This window comes from Pseudoalteromonas sp. SG44-17, assembly GCF_014164235.1.
GTDB classification, from domain to species: domain Bacteria; phylum Pseudomonadota; class Gammaproteobacteria; order Enterobacterales; family Alteromonadaceae; genus Pseudoalteromonas; species Pseudoalteromonas rhizosphaerae.
The window spans coordinates 101,661-117,175 of the sequence record NZ_JACJEV010000010.1; the positions used below are offsets into that span (position 1 = coordinate 101,661).

At 41.2% G+C, this 15,515-nt stretch carries 12 protein-coding genes; 6 read left to right on the forward strand and 6 right to left on the reverse strand.

Going from position 1 to position 15,515, the window contains the following annotated elements; all coding sequences use genetic code 11:
- The first annotated feature begins 32 nt into the window (after positions 1 to 32).
- From tatC to H5182_RS09720, 6 genes are all read left to right on the forward strand, one after another.
- The gene (gene tatC / locus H5182_RS09695; RefSeq protein WP_145240059.1) at positions 33 to 776 is read left to right on the forward strand and encodes a twin-arginine translocase subunit TatC; all 744 of its coding nucleotides are present in this window, start codon (positions 33 to 35) and stop codon (positions 774 to 776) included.
- Positions 777 to 1,295 carry a hypothetical protein gene (locus tag H5182_RS09700; protein WP_145240061.1) on the forward strand — a complete coding sequence of 173 codons (519 nt, stop codon included), beginning with the start codon at positions 777 to 779 and terminating at the stop codon, positions 1,293 to 1,295.
- Entirely contained in the window at positions 1,295 to 2,077 is a 783-nt protein-coding gene (locus H5182_RS09705; RefSeq protein WP_182759938.1) for a TatD family hydrolase, read from the forward strand. Before H5182_RS09700 ends, H5182_RS09705 begins: the two co-directional genes overlap by 1 nt.
- 2 nt (positions 2,078 to 2,079) lie before the next feature.
- The gene (locus H5182_RS09710) at positions 2,080 to 3,930 is read left to right on the forward strand and encodes a diguanylate cyclase (RefSeq protein ID WP_182759939.1); all 1,851 of its coding nucleotides are present in this window, start codon (positions 2,080 to 2,082) and stop codon (positions 3,928 to 3,930) included.
- A 9-nt stretch (positions 3,931 to 3,939) separates the two neighbouring features.
- Positions 3,940 to 4,947, forward strand: a complete 1,008-nt coding sequence (gene hemB, locus H5182_RS09715; protein ID WP_145240066.1) for a porphobilinogen synthase — start codon at positions 3,940 to 3,942, stop codon at positions 4,945 to 4,947.
- Positions 4,948 to 5,089: 142 nt separating this feature from the next.
- Positions 5,090 to 7,828 (forward strand): ExeM/NucH family extracellular endonuclease, encoded by a 2,739-nt coding sequence (locus H5182_RS09720; RefSeq protein ID WP_145240068.1) that lies wholly within the window; start codon positions 5,090 to 5,092, stop codon positions 7,826 to 7,828.
- Positions 7,829 to 7,907: 79 nt separating this feature from the next.
- Here the strand turns inward: H5182_RS09720 and H5182_RS09725 are convergent, their stop codons facing one another.
- The 6 genes from H5182_RS09725 to H5182_RS09750 all read right to left on the reverse strand — a co-directional run bounded on the left by H5182_RS09725 (position 7,908) and on the right by H5182_RS09750 (position 15,504).
- Positions 7,908 to 8,336, reverse strand: coding sequence for a hypothetical protein (locus tag H5182_RS09725; RefSeq protein WP_145240070.1), 429 nt, complete (start codon positions 8,334 to 8,336; stop codon positions 7,908 to 7,910).
- A gap of 398 nt (positions 8,337 to 8,734) precedes the next feature.
- Positions 8,735 to 10,819 carry an elongation factor G gene (gene fusA, locus H5182_RS09730; protein WP_145240072.1) on the reverse strand — a complete coding sequence of 695 codons (2,085 nt, stop codon included), beginning with the start codon at positions 10,817 to 10,819 and terminating at the stop codon, positions 8,735 to 8,737.
- Between the two features lie 165 nt (positions 10,820 to 10,984).
- A complete protein-coding gene (nagA, locus tag H5182_RS09735) occupies positions 10,985 to 12,148 on the reverse strand; it encodes an N-acetylglucosamine-6-phosphate deacetylase (protein WP_145240074.1) in 1,164 nt (387 codons plus the stop codon).
- Entirely contained in the window at positions 12,145 to 13,074 is a 930-nt protein-coding gene (locus H5182_RS09740; RefSeq protein ID WP_145240076.1) for an ROK family protein, read from the reverse strand. Before H5182_RS09740 ends, nagA begins: the two co-directional genes overlap by 4 nt.
- Positions 13,067 to 14,203, reverse strand: a complete 1,137-nt coding sequence (locus H5182_RS09745) for an SIS domain-containing protein (protein ID WP_182759940.1) — start codon at positions 14,201 to 14,203, stop codon at positions 13,067 to 13,069. The genes H5182_RS09740 and H5182_RS09745 overlap by 8 nt, the downstream gene beginning before the upstream one ends.
- 17 nt (positions 14,204 to 14,220) lie before the next feature.
- Positions 14,221 to 15,504, reverse strand: coding sequence for a D-tagatose-bisphosphate aldolase, class II, non-catalytic subunit (locus H5182_RS09750; RefSeq protein ID WP_149982228.1), 1,284 nt, complete (start codon positions 15,502 to 15,504; stop codon positions 14,221 to 14,223).
- Between the last annotated feature and the right edge of the window lie 11 nt (positions 15,505 to 15,515).

A 15,515-nucleotide genomic window follows, 5' to 3' on the forward strand; every position in this document is an offset into this window, starting at 1 on the left:
CTATGGTCTATATATCGGTAACGAGTTAAATTATGACTGAACAAGTTAAATCAGGCTTTGTAAGTCATTTAATTGAATTGCGAAATAGGCTCATGAAAGCCTTATTAGCCATATTAGTATTTTTTATTGCGCTGGTTTACTTTGCAAACGATATTTACGGTTTTGTAGCGGCTCCATTAGTTGCGCACTTACCAAGTACAGCAACCATGATCGCTACAGATGTAACTGCACCGTTTTTTGCGCCGTTTAAGTTAACCTTATTTGTCGCTTTATTTGCAGCGTTTCCGTTAATTTTACACCAAATCTGGGGCTTTATTGCGCCAGGGTTATACCAACATGAAAAACGTATGTTAATGCCTGTTTTGGCATCAAGCATTATTCTTTTTTATAGTGGTATCGCATTTTGTTACTTTGTAGTGCTGCCCATTATTCTTGGCTTTTTTACTAGCGTTGGTCCAGAAATGATGACCTTGGCACCAGACATTAGTAGCTACTTAAGTTTTGCATTGAAGCTCTTTTTTGCCTTTGGGGTCGCTTTTGAGATTCCGGTAGCTATTATGCTGTTATGTTTTAGTGGCGCTACCACAACACAAAGTTTAAAAGAGAAACGCCCTTATATTGTAGTCGGGGTTTTTGTTGTAGCAATGTTTTTAACGCCACCTGATGTGCTATCACAATCTTTATTAGCATTTCCAATGCTGCTGTTATTTGAATTGGGTTTAATCTTAGCATCCTTTTATAAGGCTAAACCTCAACAAGATGAATCAGAGGAATAAATGAAAAAACAACTTTTACCAATACTTGCCTTGTTAAGCATTCCAACTGTTCATGCCAATGAAGTTAACTTACAAGCTTTACAAGCCTGTACATTTATTGAAAATGACTTCAATCGCTTGCTTTGTTACGACAATACCATGGCAGGCAAGTCATTAACTAAACCAGAAACAACAAAAACCTTAACTCCACCTGCAAGTTCAGTCACCGCAACAGCCGATGTAGCTGTTGCTAGTAAGCAAATAGTTAAAGTTAAAAATGAAGATTTTGGCTTAGAGCATAAAGAACTAGTAAAAGAAAACGACAATGAAATTACTGCCGTCGTGACTAACGTAAAAGAAGCACCTTACGGTGAGTTAATAATTAGTTTAAATAACGGCCAACAATGGCGCCAAATTGGCTCAGATAGCTTGCGTATCGACCAAGATGATACTGTAATTATTGAGCGCGGTATGTTCAACTCATTTTTATTGAAAAAAGCAGGTCAGAATCGCTCAATCCGCGTTAAGCGCACTAATTAATGACCACATCACTTATTGATGCTGGCGTAAATCTTACCAATCATCAATTTGATGCTCAACATTCGGCTATCATTACTCGTGCAAAAGCGCAAAATGTTAGCCAGATGCTGTTAATTGGTTGCGATATAAACTCCAGCCAGCAAGCTCTTCACTTAGCACAACAGTACCACCTACTTGCTACCGCCGGTGTTCACCCCCATGACGCAAAATCAGTCGATGAAAAACTAGAAATACAATTGTGCGCTCTTGCTGCAAATCCTGAGATTGTAGCAATTGGTGAATGCGGGTTAGATTACAACCGCGACTTTTCGCCTCGTGAAACTCAACGTTCTGTGTTACACCGACAACTCGCTTTAGCGGTAGAGTTAAATCTTCCGGTATATTTACATGAGCGAGATGCGAGCGAAGATATGCTGGCGATACTGCAACAGTATTCGGTGCGAGGAGTATTACATTGTTTTACCAGTGATCAACACGCCTTAGAGCAATACTTATCACTCGGTTTATACATTGGTATTACTGGTTGGGTCTGTGACGAACGTCGTGGTAAATCACTACAACAACTAGTGCCTATGCTGCCATTAGAGCGTCTATTAATTGAAACAGATGCGCCGTTTTTGATCCCACGCTCGTTAACTCCAAAACCAAAATCGCATCGCAATGAACCAAGCTATTTACCACATATATGCCAAACAATTGCGTCCTTAAAAGGTCTAGAGTTTGCAACTGTTGCAAAGCAAACTACACTTAACTTCCAACAGTTATTCAACCACAAGGGCTGATAATGAAGCGTGTTTGGTTGCTGCTTTATAGCTTTGTACTTATTTCATTCTCAGCCAATGCAACGCAGATCACCTTAGATAAGCATTTTGAACATATATTAAATATTCCTTTTGAATATTCTCAACAACCTTTAACAATAGAGCAAGCTAAGCTAGCCCCTACTCAGCAATGGCAACAACTTCCTGAGCAATCGCTCAATTTAGGACTAACCAATCAAGCCGTATGGCTGCGCCTACAACTGGTCAACGCTGAGGATTCAGGTCTACAAATTTTACTGTCCATTGATAATCCGTTATTAGATAAAGTGGCTGTATACCATTACTTTAAGCAAAACAGATTATTGTTTAAAGAAATTGGTGATGCATTACCACTCAATAACCGACAAATTAAAACAGAATCATTATTAGTAAAGCTAACACTCCCACCGAAAAGTAACTCAACATTACTACTTCATATTAAAAGTCTAGATGGTGTCAGAGTGCCGTTAAGTCTTTGGCAATATGATGAATATTTAAAATATAAAAGTAAGTTTAATTTAATGTATGGCTTGCTAGTCGGGTTTATTTTATCTTTAGCGATCACTTGCTTGGTTATGTTTGGTTTTTCACGAAAGCGCTACTTTGCACTCTGTGGCACTATTTTAATGACTTTATGGTTATTACTGATTTACTTATATGGCTTTGGCTATCGCTATTTTCACCCGTCTTTGCCTAGTCTGCAGCAGCTTGCAGTTCCAAGCATGCTGATATTAACCACTTGCTTATTCAAACTATTATTTGAACAATTACGACTGTCCACGAAAATGTGGCTGCAACCCTTACATAGATTGAGTAACTGGTTACTTTTTATCAGCCTATTTTTTATTTGGTTATTACCAACAAATATCATGCTTTATTACAGTCTACTCTTGCCCGCGCTAGTGATGTTATTACACATAGCGGCGTTAGGGATCGATATTAAGCAACAGCGAACACAGCCACTATGTGCGCTGCTATGTGGAGCGTTGATGTTTTTTTCCGCACAGCTTTACATGATTATTGTTGTGTTTAATTTCTATGATTTTAATGCGCGTGGTTTACCGTTTGTATTTTTTAGCTTTTTAATCTGCTCACTCAGTTTAAGCTTTGCTACCATCAAACACTTTTTAATCGAACGCGATGCCCAAGTTACTGCACAGCAGAGTAAAATAGCCCAAAGTGAAGCACAAGATGCCATCTTACAAGAACGTTTAGAGCTGCAAGAACAAGCTAGGTTAGATTTAGAAGCAAATATAGAAGAGCGAACGTTTGAACTTCAGGTCACTCTGCGTGAGCTTGAAGAAAAGAATCGCGCACTTGAACAAATCAATATGGAAGATCCATTAACACAAATAAAAAATCGCCGCTATTTCGATAAAAAGCTAGTAATGGACTTGCGTCGCTCTCGTCGGGAGCAAACATCTTTAAGCGTGATAATGCTCGACATAGACCACTTTAAGAGCATTAACGACACCTATGGGCACTTAATTGGCGACCAAACTATTCGTGCTGTGGCTGACATTATAAAAAGCCATTTAAAACGCCCACTTGACGAAGTAGCCCGTTATGGTGGCGAAGAGTTTGTTATCTTACTCCCCAATACCGCCCTCGGTGGTGCTGTAGAAATAGCGGAGCAAATCCGCCAAGCAATCATGGATGCGACAATTACAGTAGCAAACAATGAGATAAAGTTTACTATTAGTGCTGGTGTATATAGCGCCATCGCTGAAGACATTCACAATCCGGGATTATTCACCGACTGCGCCGACAAAGCACTTTATCATGCCAAGCAAAGTGGGCGTAATCGTGTAGTTAGTTTTCCAATTTTAGACTAGGAGCAAATAATGGCCCAATCAGGTCTCGACCTTTTCCCTTATACTCGCATGCGCAGAATGCGCCGCAATGATTTCTCTCGCCGCTTGATGGCTGAAAATCAACTCAGTGTGAATGACTTAATTTACCCAGTATTTGTGCTTGAAGGTAACAATCGCCGAGAAGCCATTGCATCGATGCCAGGCATAGAGCGCTTATCGATTGACTTACTGCTGATTGAAGCAAAAGAGTTGGTTGAATTAGGTATTCCTGCAATCGCTATTTTTCCGGTCACCCCTGCGGACAAAAAATCATTGCTTGCTGAAGAAGCTTACAATGATGATGCACTGGCACAACGCACTGTACGCGCACTCAAAGAAGCCTATCCAGAATTAGGGGTAATCACCGATGTAGCACTTGATCCCTTTACAGTGCATGGGCAAGACGGAATTATCGACGATGATGGCTATGTAATTAACGACATCACGACAGAAATATTAGTTAAACAAGCGATATCTCATGCACAAGCGGGTGCAGATATTGTTGCCCCTTCAGATATGATGGATGGCCGCATTGGCGCGATCCGTGAAGCGCTAGAGGCCGAAGGCCATATTCATACACGCATTATGGCTTATTCAGCTAAATATGCCTCAAGTTACTATGGACCATTTCGTGATGCAGTCGGTTCGGCTGGTAACTTAAAAGGTGCGGACAAAAAAACCTACCAAATGGACCCAGCTAATTCCGATGAAGCCATTCGTGAAGTAGCGCTGGATTTACAAGAAGGTGCTGACATGGTGATGGTGAAACCCGGTATGCCTTATTTAGATATCGTACGCCGAGTTAAAGATGAATTTGGTGTGCCGACGTTTGCTTATCAAGTGAGTGGCGAGTACGCGATGCATAAAGCGGCGATTGATAATGGCTGGCTTGCTGAAGAAGCCACAATTATGGAGTCCTTGCTTGCTTTCAAACGTGCTGGCGCTGACGGTATTCTTACCTATTTTGCAAAGCAGGCTGCACAACTGCTAAAAAGGTAAGCCTTATACATTTTTAATTTAGAAAAGGGCGATTCTGCGCCCTTTTTATTTCCATATTATTAACATTTTGTATTTTCTTTGTCATAAATTTTCCTTAAACTGTTTGTCCCACTCGGGACACAATACACGGGAAAAAATAATAATGTTTAAAACAAAAATAACGCCATTGGCGCTTGTAATTGCAAGCCTCAGTGCACCAGCTTCTGCTAATTTAATAATTTCAGAATATGTTGAAGGTGGTAGTAACAATAAAGCAATTGAGCTTTTTAATACCTCTGGCGAAACACTATCGCTTGATGGCTATAACATCTCACTTTTCGCCAATGGCAATGGCGACCTGACAGCTCCAAATAATACACTTGCTCTATCCGGTAGCTTAGCCGCCAATGGCACCTATGTAATCGTAAATGCAGGCTCTGTAGACGAGCTTAAAGCTAAAGCTGATATTGAAGCAACCGTTACTTATTTCAATGGTGATGATGCATTGGTACTTACGAAAGACGGCACTATTGTTGATAGCTTTGGTCAGTTAGGCGTTGACCCTGGTAGCGAATGGTCAGCCGGAGGTGTTAGCACCAAGGACAAAAGCTTACGTCGCAAGCTAAGTATTACTGCAGGTCGCAGCGATGCTACTGCGTCATTTGATCCAAGTGAACAATGGCTACAATTTGATAAAGATGACTTTTCAGGGCTCGGTTTTCATGGTGAGAGTACTGAGCCAACCCCAGATCCAGAACCAGTTATTCCATTAGAATGCGGCGCAGCTAAAACACTTATCAGCGCAGTACAAGGTGAAGGTGGTGATAGCCCTCTGTTAAACACAGAAATTGAGCTGGAAGGCGTAGTAACTGCTGATTTTCAAGGTAGTGAGCAATTAAGTGGCTTCTTTATTACATCACTTGATGCAGATATTGATACAAACCCACTTACTTCTGAAGGTATCTTTGTTTATTTTGCTAATACCGATGTCAATGTTGGTGATCACGTGCGAGTTAAAGGCAGTGTCGCAGAATACTTTAATGCCACCCAAATTGGTGATGTTAGTCAAGTGGAAGTATGTGCTACAGGCTTAACGCCAACAGCAACAAGTATCACTCTCCCTGTTAATAATGTAACCGATTTAGAAGCTTATGAAGGCATGCTGGTTTCACTAGAACAACCGCTGGTTGTTAGCAACAACTATGGTTTAGGCCGTTATGGTGAAGTAGGTCTTGCCACAGAACGCTTATATCAAGGTACACAAATAGCCCTTCCTGGTGATGCTGCTAACGCTGTTGAAGCCGAAAACATAAAAAAACAAATCTTACTTGATGATGGTTCAACGAAGCAAAACCTTGACCCAGTTTCTTACCCTGGTACTGGCTTAGACGCTTATAACACATTACGTTTAGGTGATTCTGTAAACGCAATCACTGGTGTAATGGGTTACAGCTTTGATCGCTATCGTATTCACCCAACAGTACAACCAACTTTTGTTGCAACTAACCCACGTACAAATGCGCCAGAACTGCACGCTGATGCAGATATTCGAATTGCAAGTTTTAATGTCCTTAACTACTTTAATGGTGATGGTCAAGGTGCTGGTTTCCCAACCAGTCGTGGCGCTGATAGTGAAGCTGAATTTATTCGCCAACAAGCGAAAATTGTCAGTGCACTTGTTGCTATAGAAGCTGATGTTATCGGCTTAATGGAAATCGAAAACGATGGTTTCGGTGCAAATAGCGCTATTGCTAGTCTAGTTAATGCGTTAAACGATGAAGATAGCAATAATGAATACGCCTTTGTTAATTTTAACGTAGATAAAATTGGTACTGATGAAATTACCACCGCACTTATCTACCGTGCAAATAAAGTCGCACAAGTTGGCACCGCAGCTATCACAACCCAATATCCATTTGACTATAGTAACCGTACACCTATCGCACAAAGCTTCAAATCACTTGAATCAGAAGAAGTATTTACTGTTGCTGTAGCACATTTAAAATCCAAAGGTAGCTGTGGCAGTGCCGATGGCAACAATGCCGATTTAGGTGATGGGCAAGCATGTTGGAATGAGATCCGCGTTGCTGGTGCTAATGGCTTTGCAGACTGGCTTGATAGCAAGCCAACAGGCATAGACGATGAGGACATCATATTAGTAGGTGATATGAATGCCTATGCGATGGAAGATCCAATACGTGCATTTGCAGACAAAGGATTTAAAAATGTCGTTGCAGAATTAGATGGTAACACTCTTGGCTATTCATATAGTTTTTCTGGACGTATGGGCAGCCTAGATCATGCAGTTGCCAGCCCAAGCTTACTCGCGAAGGTTGTTGCAGCGACAGATTGGCATATCAATGCTGATGAGCCGATCAGTCTGGATTATAACGTAGAGTTTAAATCTGATTCTCAAGTTGCTAGCTTGTATTCAGAGAGTGCTTATCGTGCCTCTGATCATGATCCTGTAATTATTGATATTCAATCTGCCCCTGCTGTAGAGCCAATTCCTGAGCCACAAGCTCCAGTTCTAGAGCCTGAGCAGAGTTTTAGCATCAGTGAAAATAGTCCAATTGGCACTGTCATTGGTCAATTGAGTTTTAGTGATGCCGATGCACAGTACACACCCGTTATTGGCTTCATTGTATCTGGCCACGATGCAGTAACTATAAATGAGCAAGGGCAACTAATCGTTGCTGGTGATTTAGACTATGAGTTTGAAAGAAAAATCACATTAATGGTACAAGCAAAAGACAGTGCTGGTAATTTATCAAATGCGCAGCTTGTTTACATTAATATCGCTAATGATGAGACTGATGACGAAGACGATGACTCAGGTTCATTATTTTGGTTAACGTTACTGGCGTTACCACTAACATTCCTACGCCGTAAAAAAGCGTAGCATAAACTAAACTCTGCTTGTAATAAGTTTATTCAGCAGAGTTCAGATTAGTAAAAAGGCCGCTAAACTGCGGCCTTTTTTATGCATTACATTGGGTATGCTGTGAATTATTACAGCTATTCTTCTTACTATACCAATACATAATTGACTGCTGAGCTTGATCATCAAACTGCCAATTATAAAAGTGGATTACTTTGCTATCTTCTAAAGAAACCGATAATACAGTCAGTAATTTTAATGAGTTAAATTGAATATCAATAATTTCATCTGCATTAATATATTTTTTACCTAACCCCTGAGAGTAATAAATGCCCGCTTTATAACAATGTAAAAAGCGTAAATTGATGATGCTCAAAATTGAGATAATAAATATAACAGGAACAATAATTAGGGCTAAAAAAGTCTGATTTACAGCAAAGATGATTGTTAGCAAAAAAGCAACAGCACAAAGGGTTAGTATCATAACTAACTGCAACAGCCAGTTTGGGCTCAATTTAATTGAATTCATATAAACGTCCTAAAAAGTACACATATATGTCTCTTTATTCGAGAGACTTCCATTTCTCTAATATGCGTATATGGGTGGCATAAGCGGGTATTCTACCTGTATTAGTAACTAAGATTCAAGTAATTGCACTACTTTTTACCTAGTTATAAATAACTAGTTTAATTAGTAAGACAGCCAGCTTTTAAACTACAACTTATGAGTGGAATAACGTTTAAGCTGCAGTAATAAATAGTTGATTCTTTTCTATTATTTAACTGTTTGCTTCAATAGCGACTAAGAGTGCTAACGACTCATTGCTAGCATAACAACAAAAAAGTATTCGATTGTTGGAGGGATAATATTTCTGGCAATAAAAAACCCGCAACAAGAGCGGGTTTTTTTAAGAGTTTAAAGGCTAATTACTTAGCAGCTTTTTTCTCTTTTTCTGCAGCGATTACAGTTTCAGCTACGTTTTGTGGACATGGTGCATAGTGTGAGAACTCCATAGAGAACTGACCACGACCTGATGTCATTGTACGTAATGAACCGATGTAACCGAACATTTCTGATAACGGAACGTCAGCTTTAATACGAACGCCTGTTAAACCAGCTTCTTGGTCTTTCATCATACCACGACGACGGTTAAGGTCACCGATTACATCACCAACGTGATCTTCTGGAGTGAACACGTCAACTTTCATGATTGGCTCAAGAAGTTGTGCGCCCGCTTTAGGGATCGATTGACGGAAAGCGCCTTTAGCAGCGATTTCGAATGCGATTGCAGATGAATCCACGGCATGGAAGCCACCGTCGAAAAGTTCAACTTCAACGTCAAGCACTGGGAAGCCAGCTAGCACACCTTCGCTCATCATTGACTTGAAGCCTTTCTCAACTGCAGGCCAGAATTCTTTAGGTACGTTACCACCAACAACTGATGATTTAAACGTGAAGCCTGAAGCAACTTCGCCTGGCTTGATGCGGTAGTCGATTTTACCGAACTGACCAGAACCACCTGATTGTTTCTTATGCGTGTAGCTATCTTCGATTTCACGAGTGATAGTTTCACGGTAAGCAACCTGTGGTTGACCAACGATAAGGTCTACGCCGTAAGTACGCTTAAGGATATCAACTTTGATATCTAAGTGAAGCTCCCCCATACCTTTAAGGATAGTTTCGCCTGAATCTTCATCAGTCTCAACTTGGAAAGATGGATCTTCTGCAACCATTTTACCGATAGCAACACCCATTTTCTCATTACCGCCTTTATCTTTAGGCTGTACAGCAATCGAGATTACTGGAGTTGGGAATACCATTGGCTCAAGTGTTACTGGGTGCTTAGGATCACAAAGAGTGTGACCAGTTTGCACGTTTTTCATACCTACGATTGCAATGATGTCACCAGCTTGTGCGCTAGTTAATTCGTTACGGTCGTCTGCTTGCATCTCAACCATACGGCCAACACGCTCAGTTTTACCAGTAAACGCGTTAAGGATAGTGTCACCCTTATTAAGTTTACCTGAGTAAATACGTACGAAAGTTAATGCACCAAAACGGTCATCCATGATCTTAAACGCTAACGCTTTGAATGGTTCGTCAGTAGATACGATTGCGAATTGACCATTTTCGTTACCTTCTTCATCCATAAGAGGTTGAGGATCAACTTCTGTAGGAGATGGTAAGTAGTCAACAACAGCGTCAAGTACTAATTGCATACCTTTGTTCTTGAAAGCAGAACCACAGTATGTAGGGAAGAAAGCAAGGTCACGAGTACCTTTACGGATACAACGCTTGATATCTTCTAAAGAAGGCGCTTCACCTTCCATATACGCTTCAAGAAGTTCGTCGTCTTGCTCTAGAGCAGTTTCAACTAGCATTTCATAGTATTCTTCAGTTTTGTCTACCATGTCAGCTGGAACGTCTTCGATCGTGTAGTTCTCTGGAAGACCAGTTTCGTCCCAGATGTATGCTTTTTTAGTTAAAACATCAACAACACCACAGAACTCATCTTCGATACCGATTGGTAACGTCATGATTAGTGGGTTTGCGCCAAGTACTTTACGTACTTGCTCTGTTACACGGTAAAAATCAGCACCCATACGGTCTAATTTATTTACGAAAATAACACGTGCAACTTCTGATTCGTTAGCATAACGCCAGTTAGTTTCTGATTGTGGCTCAACACCACCAGAACCACAGAATACACCGATGCCGCCATCAAGTACTTTTAATGAACGGTATACTTCAACTGTGAAGTCAACGTGTCCAGGAGTATCGATAACGTTAAAACGGTGATCTTTCCAGAAACAGCTTACAGCCGCAGACTGGATAGTAATACCGCGCTCAGCTTCTTGTTCCATGAAGTCAGTTGTTGATTCACCATCATGAACCTCACCAGTTTTATGGATTTGACCAGTAAGCTTTAGGATACGCTCAGTAGTCGTGGTTTTACCCGCATCAACGTGCGCGAAAATACCAATGTTTCTGTACTTCGATAAATCTGCCATTATTTTACTCTTAATAAAGTCGAAAAATTATTCGGCGGGAGTATAGCATTACTTATAGCGAACATCACCATACATGTCGCTTAAAATGCAATCAATTTTATAATATTTTACTTTCTATGGGTTTTGAAGCGCATAGCCACACTAAAGCCGAGCGCTTTAGCCATTTTATGCACTTTTAAAAAAGCACCGCTGACCCTTCACATAGGTCGCCTGAATACTAAAATCGCTGTTTAAAATAGCAAAATTCGCATGCTTACCTTCCGCTAAAGAACCAACTTGGCTGGCAATATTAAGAAATTGCGCGGGCACAATGCTGGCCATATTTATCGCCTCACGTAGCTCAACACTGCCTAATTGATGCATATTTTTAACTGCTTGCTCAAGCGTTAAAGTGCTGCCAGCTAACGAGCCGGAGGCAGTTCTCGCCACACCTTGTTGCACAACAACATCCATTTTACCCAATTTATACTCACCATCATTTAGTCCACCGGCATTGATACAATCACTGATCAAAGCGATTTTTTGTGGACCTTTTAGCTTATAGATCAGCTTTAAAATTGTAGGATGAAGATGTACACCATCTGCAATCACTTCAACAAGTGCGTCATCATTCATCAATACCGCGCCGGCACAACCTGGATCACGATGATGAATGCCACGCATCCCATTAAAAACATGCACCCCACCGCATGCGCCATGCTCAAGCGCGCTTTGAGTTTGTTCATAATTGGCATCACAGTGACCAAGCATTACCCTAATTCCTTGCGCTGTCAGGTATTCAATTAATACATTTGCGCCTGGCTTTTCTGGCGCCAACGCAACCACTTTTAAGCTACCCGTGGCTGCATTAATCATCGCTTCTAGATGCGACTGCGATAGCTCTAAAAAGTAATCTTGATTGTGCGCGCCTTTATGAACTTCACTGAAAAACAGGCCCTCACTATAGCCACCTAGCACCTGTGCACCGCTAGGTTGCTGCGTGTATGCCTGACCAATTACACTCATAGCATTAAGTGTTTGTTGCCAATCGGTGGTCACAGTCGTTGCTAAAAAGCCTGTTACTCCATGCTCTGCAAGTGAGCATGAAATCGTTTCAATACTACTCATTTTACAATCAATCACATCACAACCTTCGCGACCATGAATGTGTAAATCAATTAAGCCTGGAATAATTGCAGCATTACCATAATCATCAATAGGCACACCGGCTGTAGGGTTTTGCGTAAAATGACTAATAATGCCATTTTCAACTAACATGAAGTGATTTTTAAGTACTCGTTCTTGACAATAAATTACATCAGCTTTGACGTAAAACACGGATCCAATCATGCCAGCGCTCCCACTTGTTCTTTGGCCAAAATAGCGGCACCGCGAGCGCCACTGGCATCGCCAAATTCAGCAAGCACTATTTTTGGCACCCGAATATCAGCAAATACATACGGTACGATTGCCTCTTCAAGCTTGCTCATTAGTTCATCAACTAAAGACATACCCCCACCAACTACAATCACCTCAGGGTCATAGGCCATAATAATTGCCGCAAAAGTACTGCCAATTAAATCCAAATAACAGGCAAAGCTTTGTTGGCAAAATACGTCGCCTTTTCTCAACCCTTCAACAATTTCAAAAGTAGTTAATACTTCGCCAGAAAAGTGCTGGTAAATTCTCGCCAAGCCAGGGCCTGCAATATAACTTTCAATGCACCCTGTTAAACCACAGCCACATTTTAAAATAGGTAACTGGTACTTCTGCTGTAACACTGCAGAAAGTGCGTAATGACCGTATTCACCTGCAATTCCTTGGGCGCTTTTATACAATTGACCATCAATACACAGCCCACCACCCGCACCAGTACCAAGAATTGCACCGAACACCCGGGTATGTTGCAAACCAACGCTGCTGCGCGCTTCTGAGAGTGCAAAACAGCGGCAATCGTTTTCGATCGCAACCGGGCGATTTATTAACTGAGCTAAATCTTGCGCGGCATTTTTACCGGTCGCATGAGGCACGTTAGCCGACAGTACTTGTTGGTTCGCATTAACAATGCCAGGCATACCAATACCGACCGCACCGTGACATTGATATTTATGATCGGCACTTAAAATCATACCTACTAACGCATTTAGAAAGTCTTGATAACTATTTTGCGGAGTCGCAATGCGCCATGATTCAAGTTGCTTTAATGAAGCGTCAAATACAGCAAGTTCAATTTTACTACCGCCAATATCAATGCCATAAATATACTGCTTAGTCATTAATATCACCTTGTTTTAGCGGGTAAATCGTCACCCCTTGCACCACTCTGTTTACTTCACCAGTTGGGCATGGGTTATCTACTGTAATGCCTAGTTGCCACGCTTTATAGAACGACATTATTTGCGCGCAGACCATATAATATAAGCCATTAAATACATCGTCTAATTGCTGCATCACCGCGTCATCTGGCAGCGTCAAGGCGTGAACATCAATAGCTTTATTATCGCGACGTAACTCATTCAACAAATCAATATCGTACTGCTTGGTATAGGTATTAGTTGAGCCAAATAAAACAATTAAAGTTTTATCATCAACCAATGATTTTGGGCCGTGACGAAAACCAAGCGGGGATTCAAAATACCCCATAACTTGACCCGCACTTAATTCTAATAATTTTAATGCTGATTCTTGCGCATAGCCTTTTAAGGATCCTGCGCCTAAATACACTAAGCGATGCATAGGCAGTTCAGCCAATGTTTTTAGTTCAGCTAATTTACCAGCAATATTTTTTTCAACCGCTTCTGCAATAGTTAAAACAGCGTTATCTGCATCACTAAATATTGCCACACTTGCCACCAACATTGAGGTAAAACTACTGGTCATAGCGAAGCTGTGATCAAGTGTTTGCGTAGGCATCAATAACGAGAAATAGTTTTCATCTTGCGCTGCTTGTTTATGCAGTGCTCCATCAGGGTTACAAGTAATAAATAGATGCGCGCAGTGTTTTACATAGTTATTCACTACATCAACAGCGGCAACACTTTCAGGACTATTGCCCGAGCGTGCAAATGACACTAATAAAGTTGACTTATTTGGCTGTAAATACTGCTCTGGGCAGGCAACAAGCTCTGTGCTACTAACACTTCGACAAGCAATATCCAATTGTTGATTCAAATAACCAACAACCGCCTCACCAACATAAGCTGAGGTACCGGCACCGGTAAAAATTATTTGCGCATTTGGCTTATCTAATACGCCTGCAAGCCAACTATCTAGCTGCGCTCGCGCAGCTTTTACAATACTGAGCGTTGCTCGCCAACAATCGGGCTGCTGCATAATTTCTTTTGCAGTCCATAAACTATTTTTAGCTTCTAAAAGGGTTTCATCAATTGCTAAATAACTAGACATTACTACCTCACTTACGTCTATTGTTGTTTAAAACACGCATCTGCGTAGCGACTGGTTACTTGCATTATGTGATGAAGTACCAAAGATTTAGGGCTGTTTTGCAGGGTGTTATTTCGCACTGCAAGATACTGCAATGGCATATATTGGCTTAGTAACGGCAGTGGTATCGGTTGTTTTTGTAAATTACAAAATAGCTTATCAACGGCAGCTTGATTGCCTTGTTGTCCCCAGTAATAACGGATTCGATCACTAAAACTAAAGCGACGATAAAGCTGCTGCACTGATTTATCAACTTGATAAAAACGCTGCCAATTTTTCGGAAACTGCTGCATATCGGCATCAATAACAGTGCGTATATGTGAACATTGCTCGGTGTCTATTAGCGCATCTTCAATATGGCTTAATGCAAATAATGCCTCACGCAAAGCAAAGGTAAGCTCTGGGCCCACTTTTAAAATCGCAAAATGATCATTTACTAATTGTTGATACGCAATGGGCGTTTGATAATCAGTTGAATGTGCTTCAAAGGCAATGCCATCAACGGCCTTTATATATTGCTTTAGCCGTTGCGCTTTAGCGCTATCATAATCAAATACTTGCGTGTTATCGAATTCCACACCTGGCTGTACAACCAAGCCAACTACTCGCTGCCATGCCGATGATAACCCCTGCTGTAAAAATGCATCGTGATGCAATGCCAATGTACTAGCAACATGGTCAGTTTCTGTGACTGCAAGCGTATCTATTTGCTCATCGGCACCACCGGGCGGCGGCACCTCAGTACCAATAACATAGACTAAGTCACTGCGGCCAAAGGTATCTAATGCTGTTTGTTCAGCCACTGCACACAACTGCGCCGCACGTGTTGCAACTGTTTCATCTGCTAAAATTAATTCATCATCGGCGCAGCGCATACTGGTGTCTAAGTGAATTTTTTTGAATCCTGCACCAACATAACTGGCGATCAACTGCTCAGCTTTTTGCATCGCCGATTCAGCGCTTTCATCACACCAACACACAGGGCCTAAATGGTCACCGCCAAGGATCAGCTTATCAATTGCAAACTCTTGCTTTGTCGCAAGCTGCTCAATAAATGCCATAAAATCAGCAGGTAACATACCCGTATAACCACCAAACTGATTGACCTGATTAGCGGTTGCTTCGATTAATAAATAACTATTATCTTGTTTGGCTTGCAATATGGCAGCTTCTAGCACCAATGGATGAGCGGAACAAACGGCATAAATACCCTGTTTTTCGCCGCGTTTATTCGCTGCGATTAATTGCTGTAATATCGTCATTGCAAGCCTCT

Excerpts from the sequence above, each read along its gene's own strand:
- tatC (WP_145240059.1), top strand. The coding sequence starts at position 33 with ATGACTGAACAAGTTAAATCAGGCTTTGTAAGTCATTTAATTGAATTG.
- H5182_RS09705 (WP_182759938.1), top strand. The coding sequence starts at position 1,295 with ATGACCACATCACTTATTGATGCTGGCGTAAATCTTACCAATCATCAA.
- nagA (WP_145240074.1), bottom strand. The coding sequence starts at position 12,148 with ATGATTGGATCCGTGTTTTACGTCAAAGCTGATGTAATTTATTGTCAA.
- fusA (WP_145240072.1), bottom strand. The coding sequence starts at position 10,819 with ATGGCAGATTTATCGAAGTACAGAAACATTGGTATTTTCGCGCACGTT.
- H5182_RS09725 (WP_145240070.1), bottom strand. The coding sequence starts at position 8,336 with ATGAATTCAATTAAATTGAGCCCAAACTGGCTGTTGCAGTTAGTTATG.
- H5182_RS09720 (WP_145240068.1), top strand. The coding sequence starts at position 5,090 with ATGTTTAAAACAAAAATAACGCCATTGGCGCTTGTAATTGCAAGCCTC.
- H5182_RS09745 (WP_182759940.1), bottom strand. The coding sequence starts at position 14,203 with ATGTCTAGTTATTTAGCAATTGATGAAACCCTTTTAGAAGCTAAAAAT.
- hemB (WP_145240066.1), top strand. The coding sequence starts at position 3,940 with ATGGCCCAATCAGGTCTCGACCTTTTCCCTTATACTCGCATGCGCAGA.
- H5182_RS09750 (WP_149982228.1), bottom strand. The coding sequence starts at position 15,504 with ATGACGATATTACAGCAATTAATCGCAGCGAATAAACGCGGCGAAAAA.
- H5182_RS09710 (WP_182759939.1), top strand. The coding sequence starts at position 2,080 with ATGAAGCGTGTTTGGTTGCTGCTTTATAGCTTTGTACTTATTTCATTC.
- H5182_RS09700 (WP_145240061.1), top strand. The coding sequence starts at position 777 with ATGAAAAAACAACTTTTACCAATACTTGCCTTGTTAAGCATTCCAACT.
- H5182_RS09740 (WP_145240076.1), bottom strand. The coding sequence starts at position 13,074 with ATGACTAAGCAGTATATTTATGGCATTGATATTGGCGGTAGTAAAATT.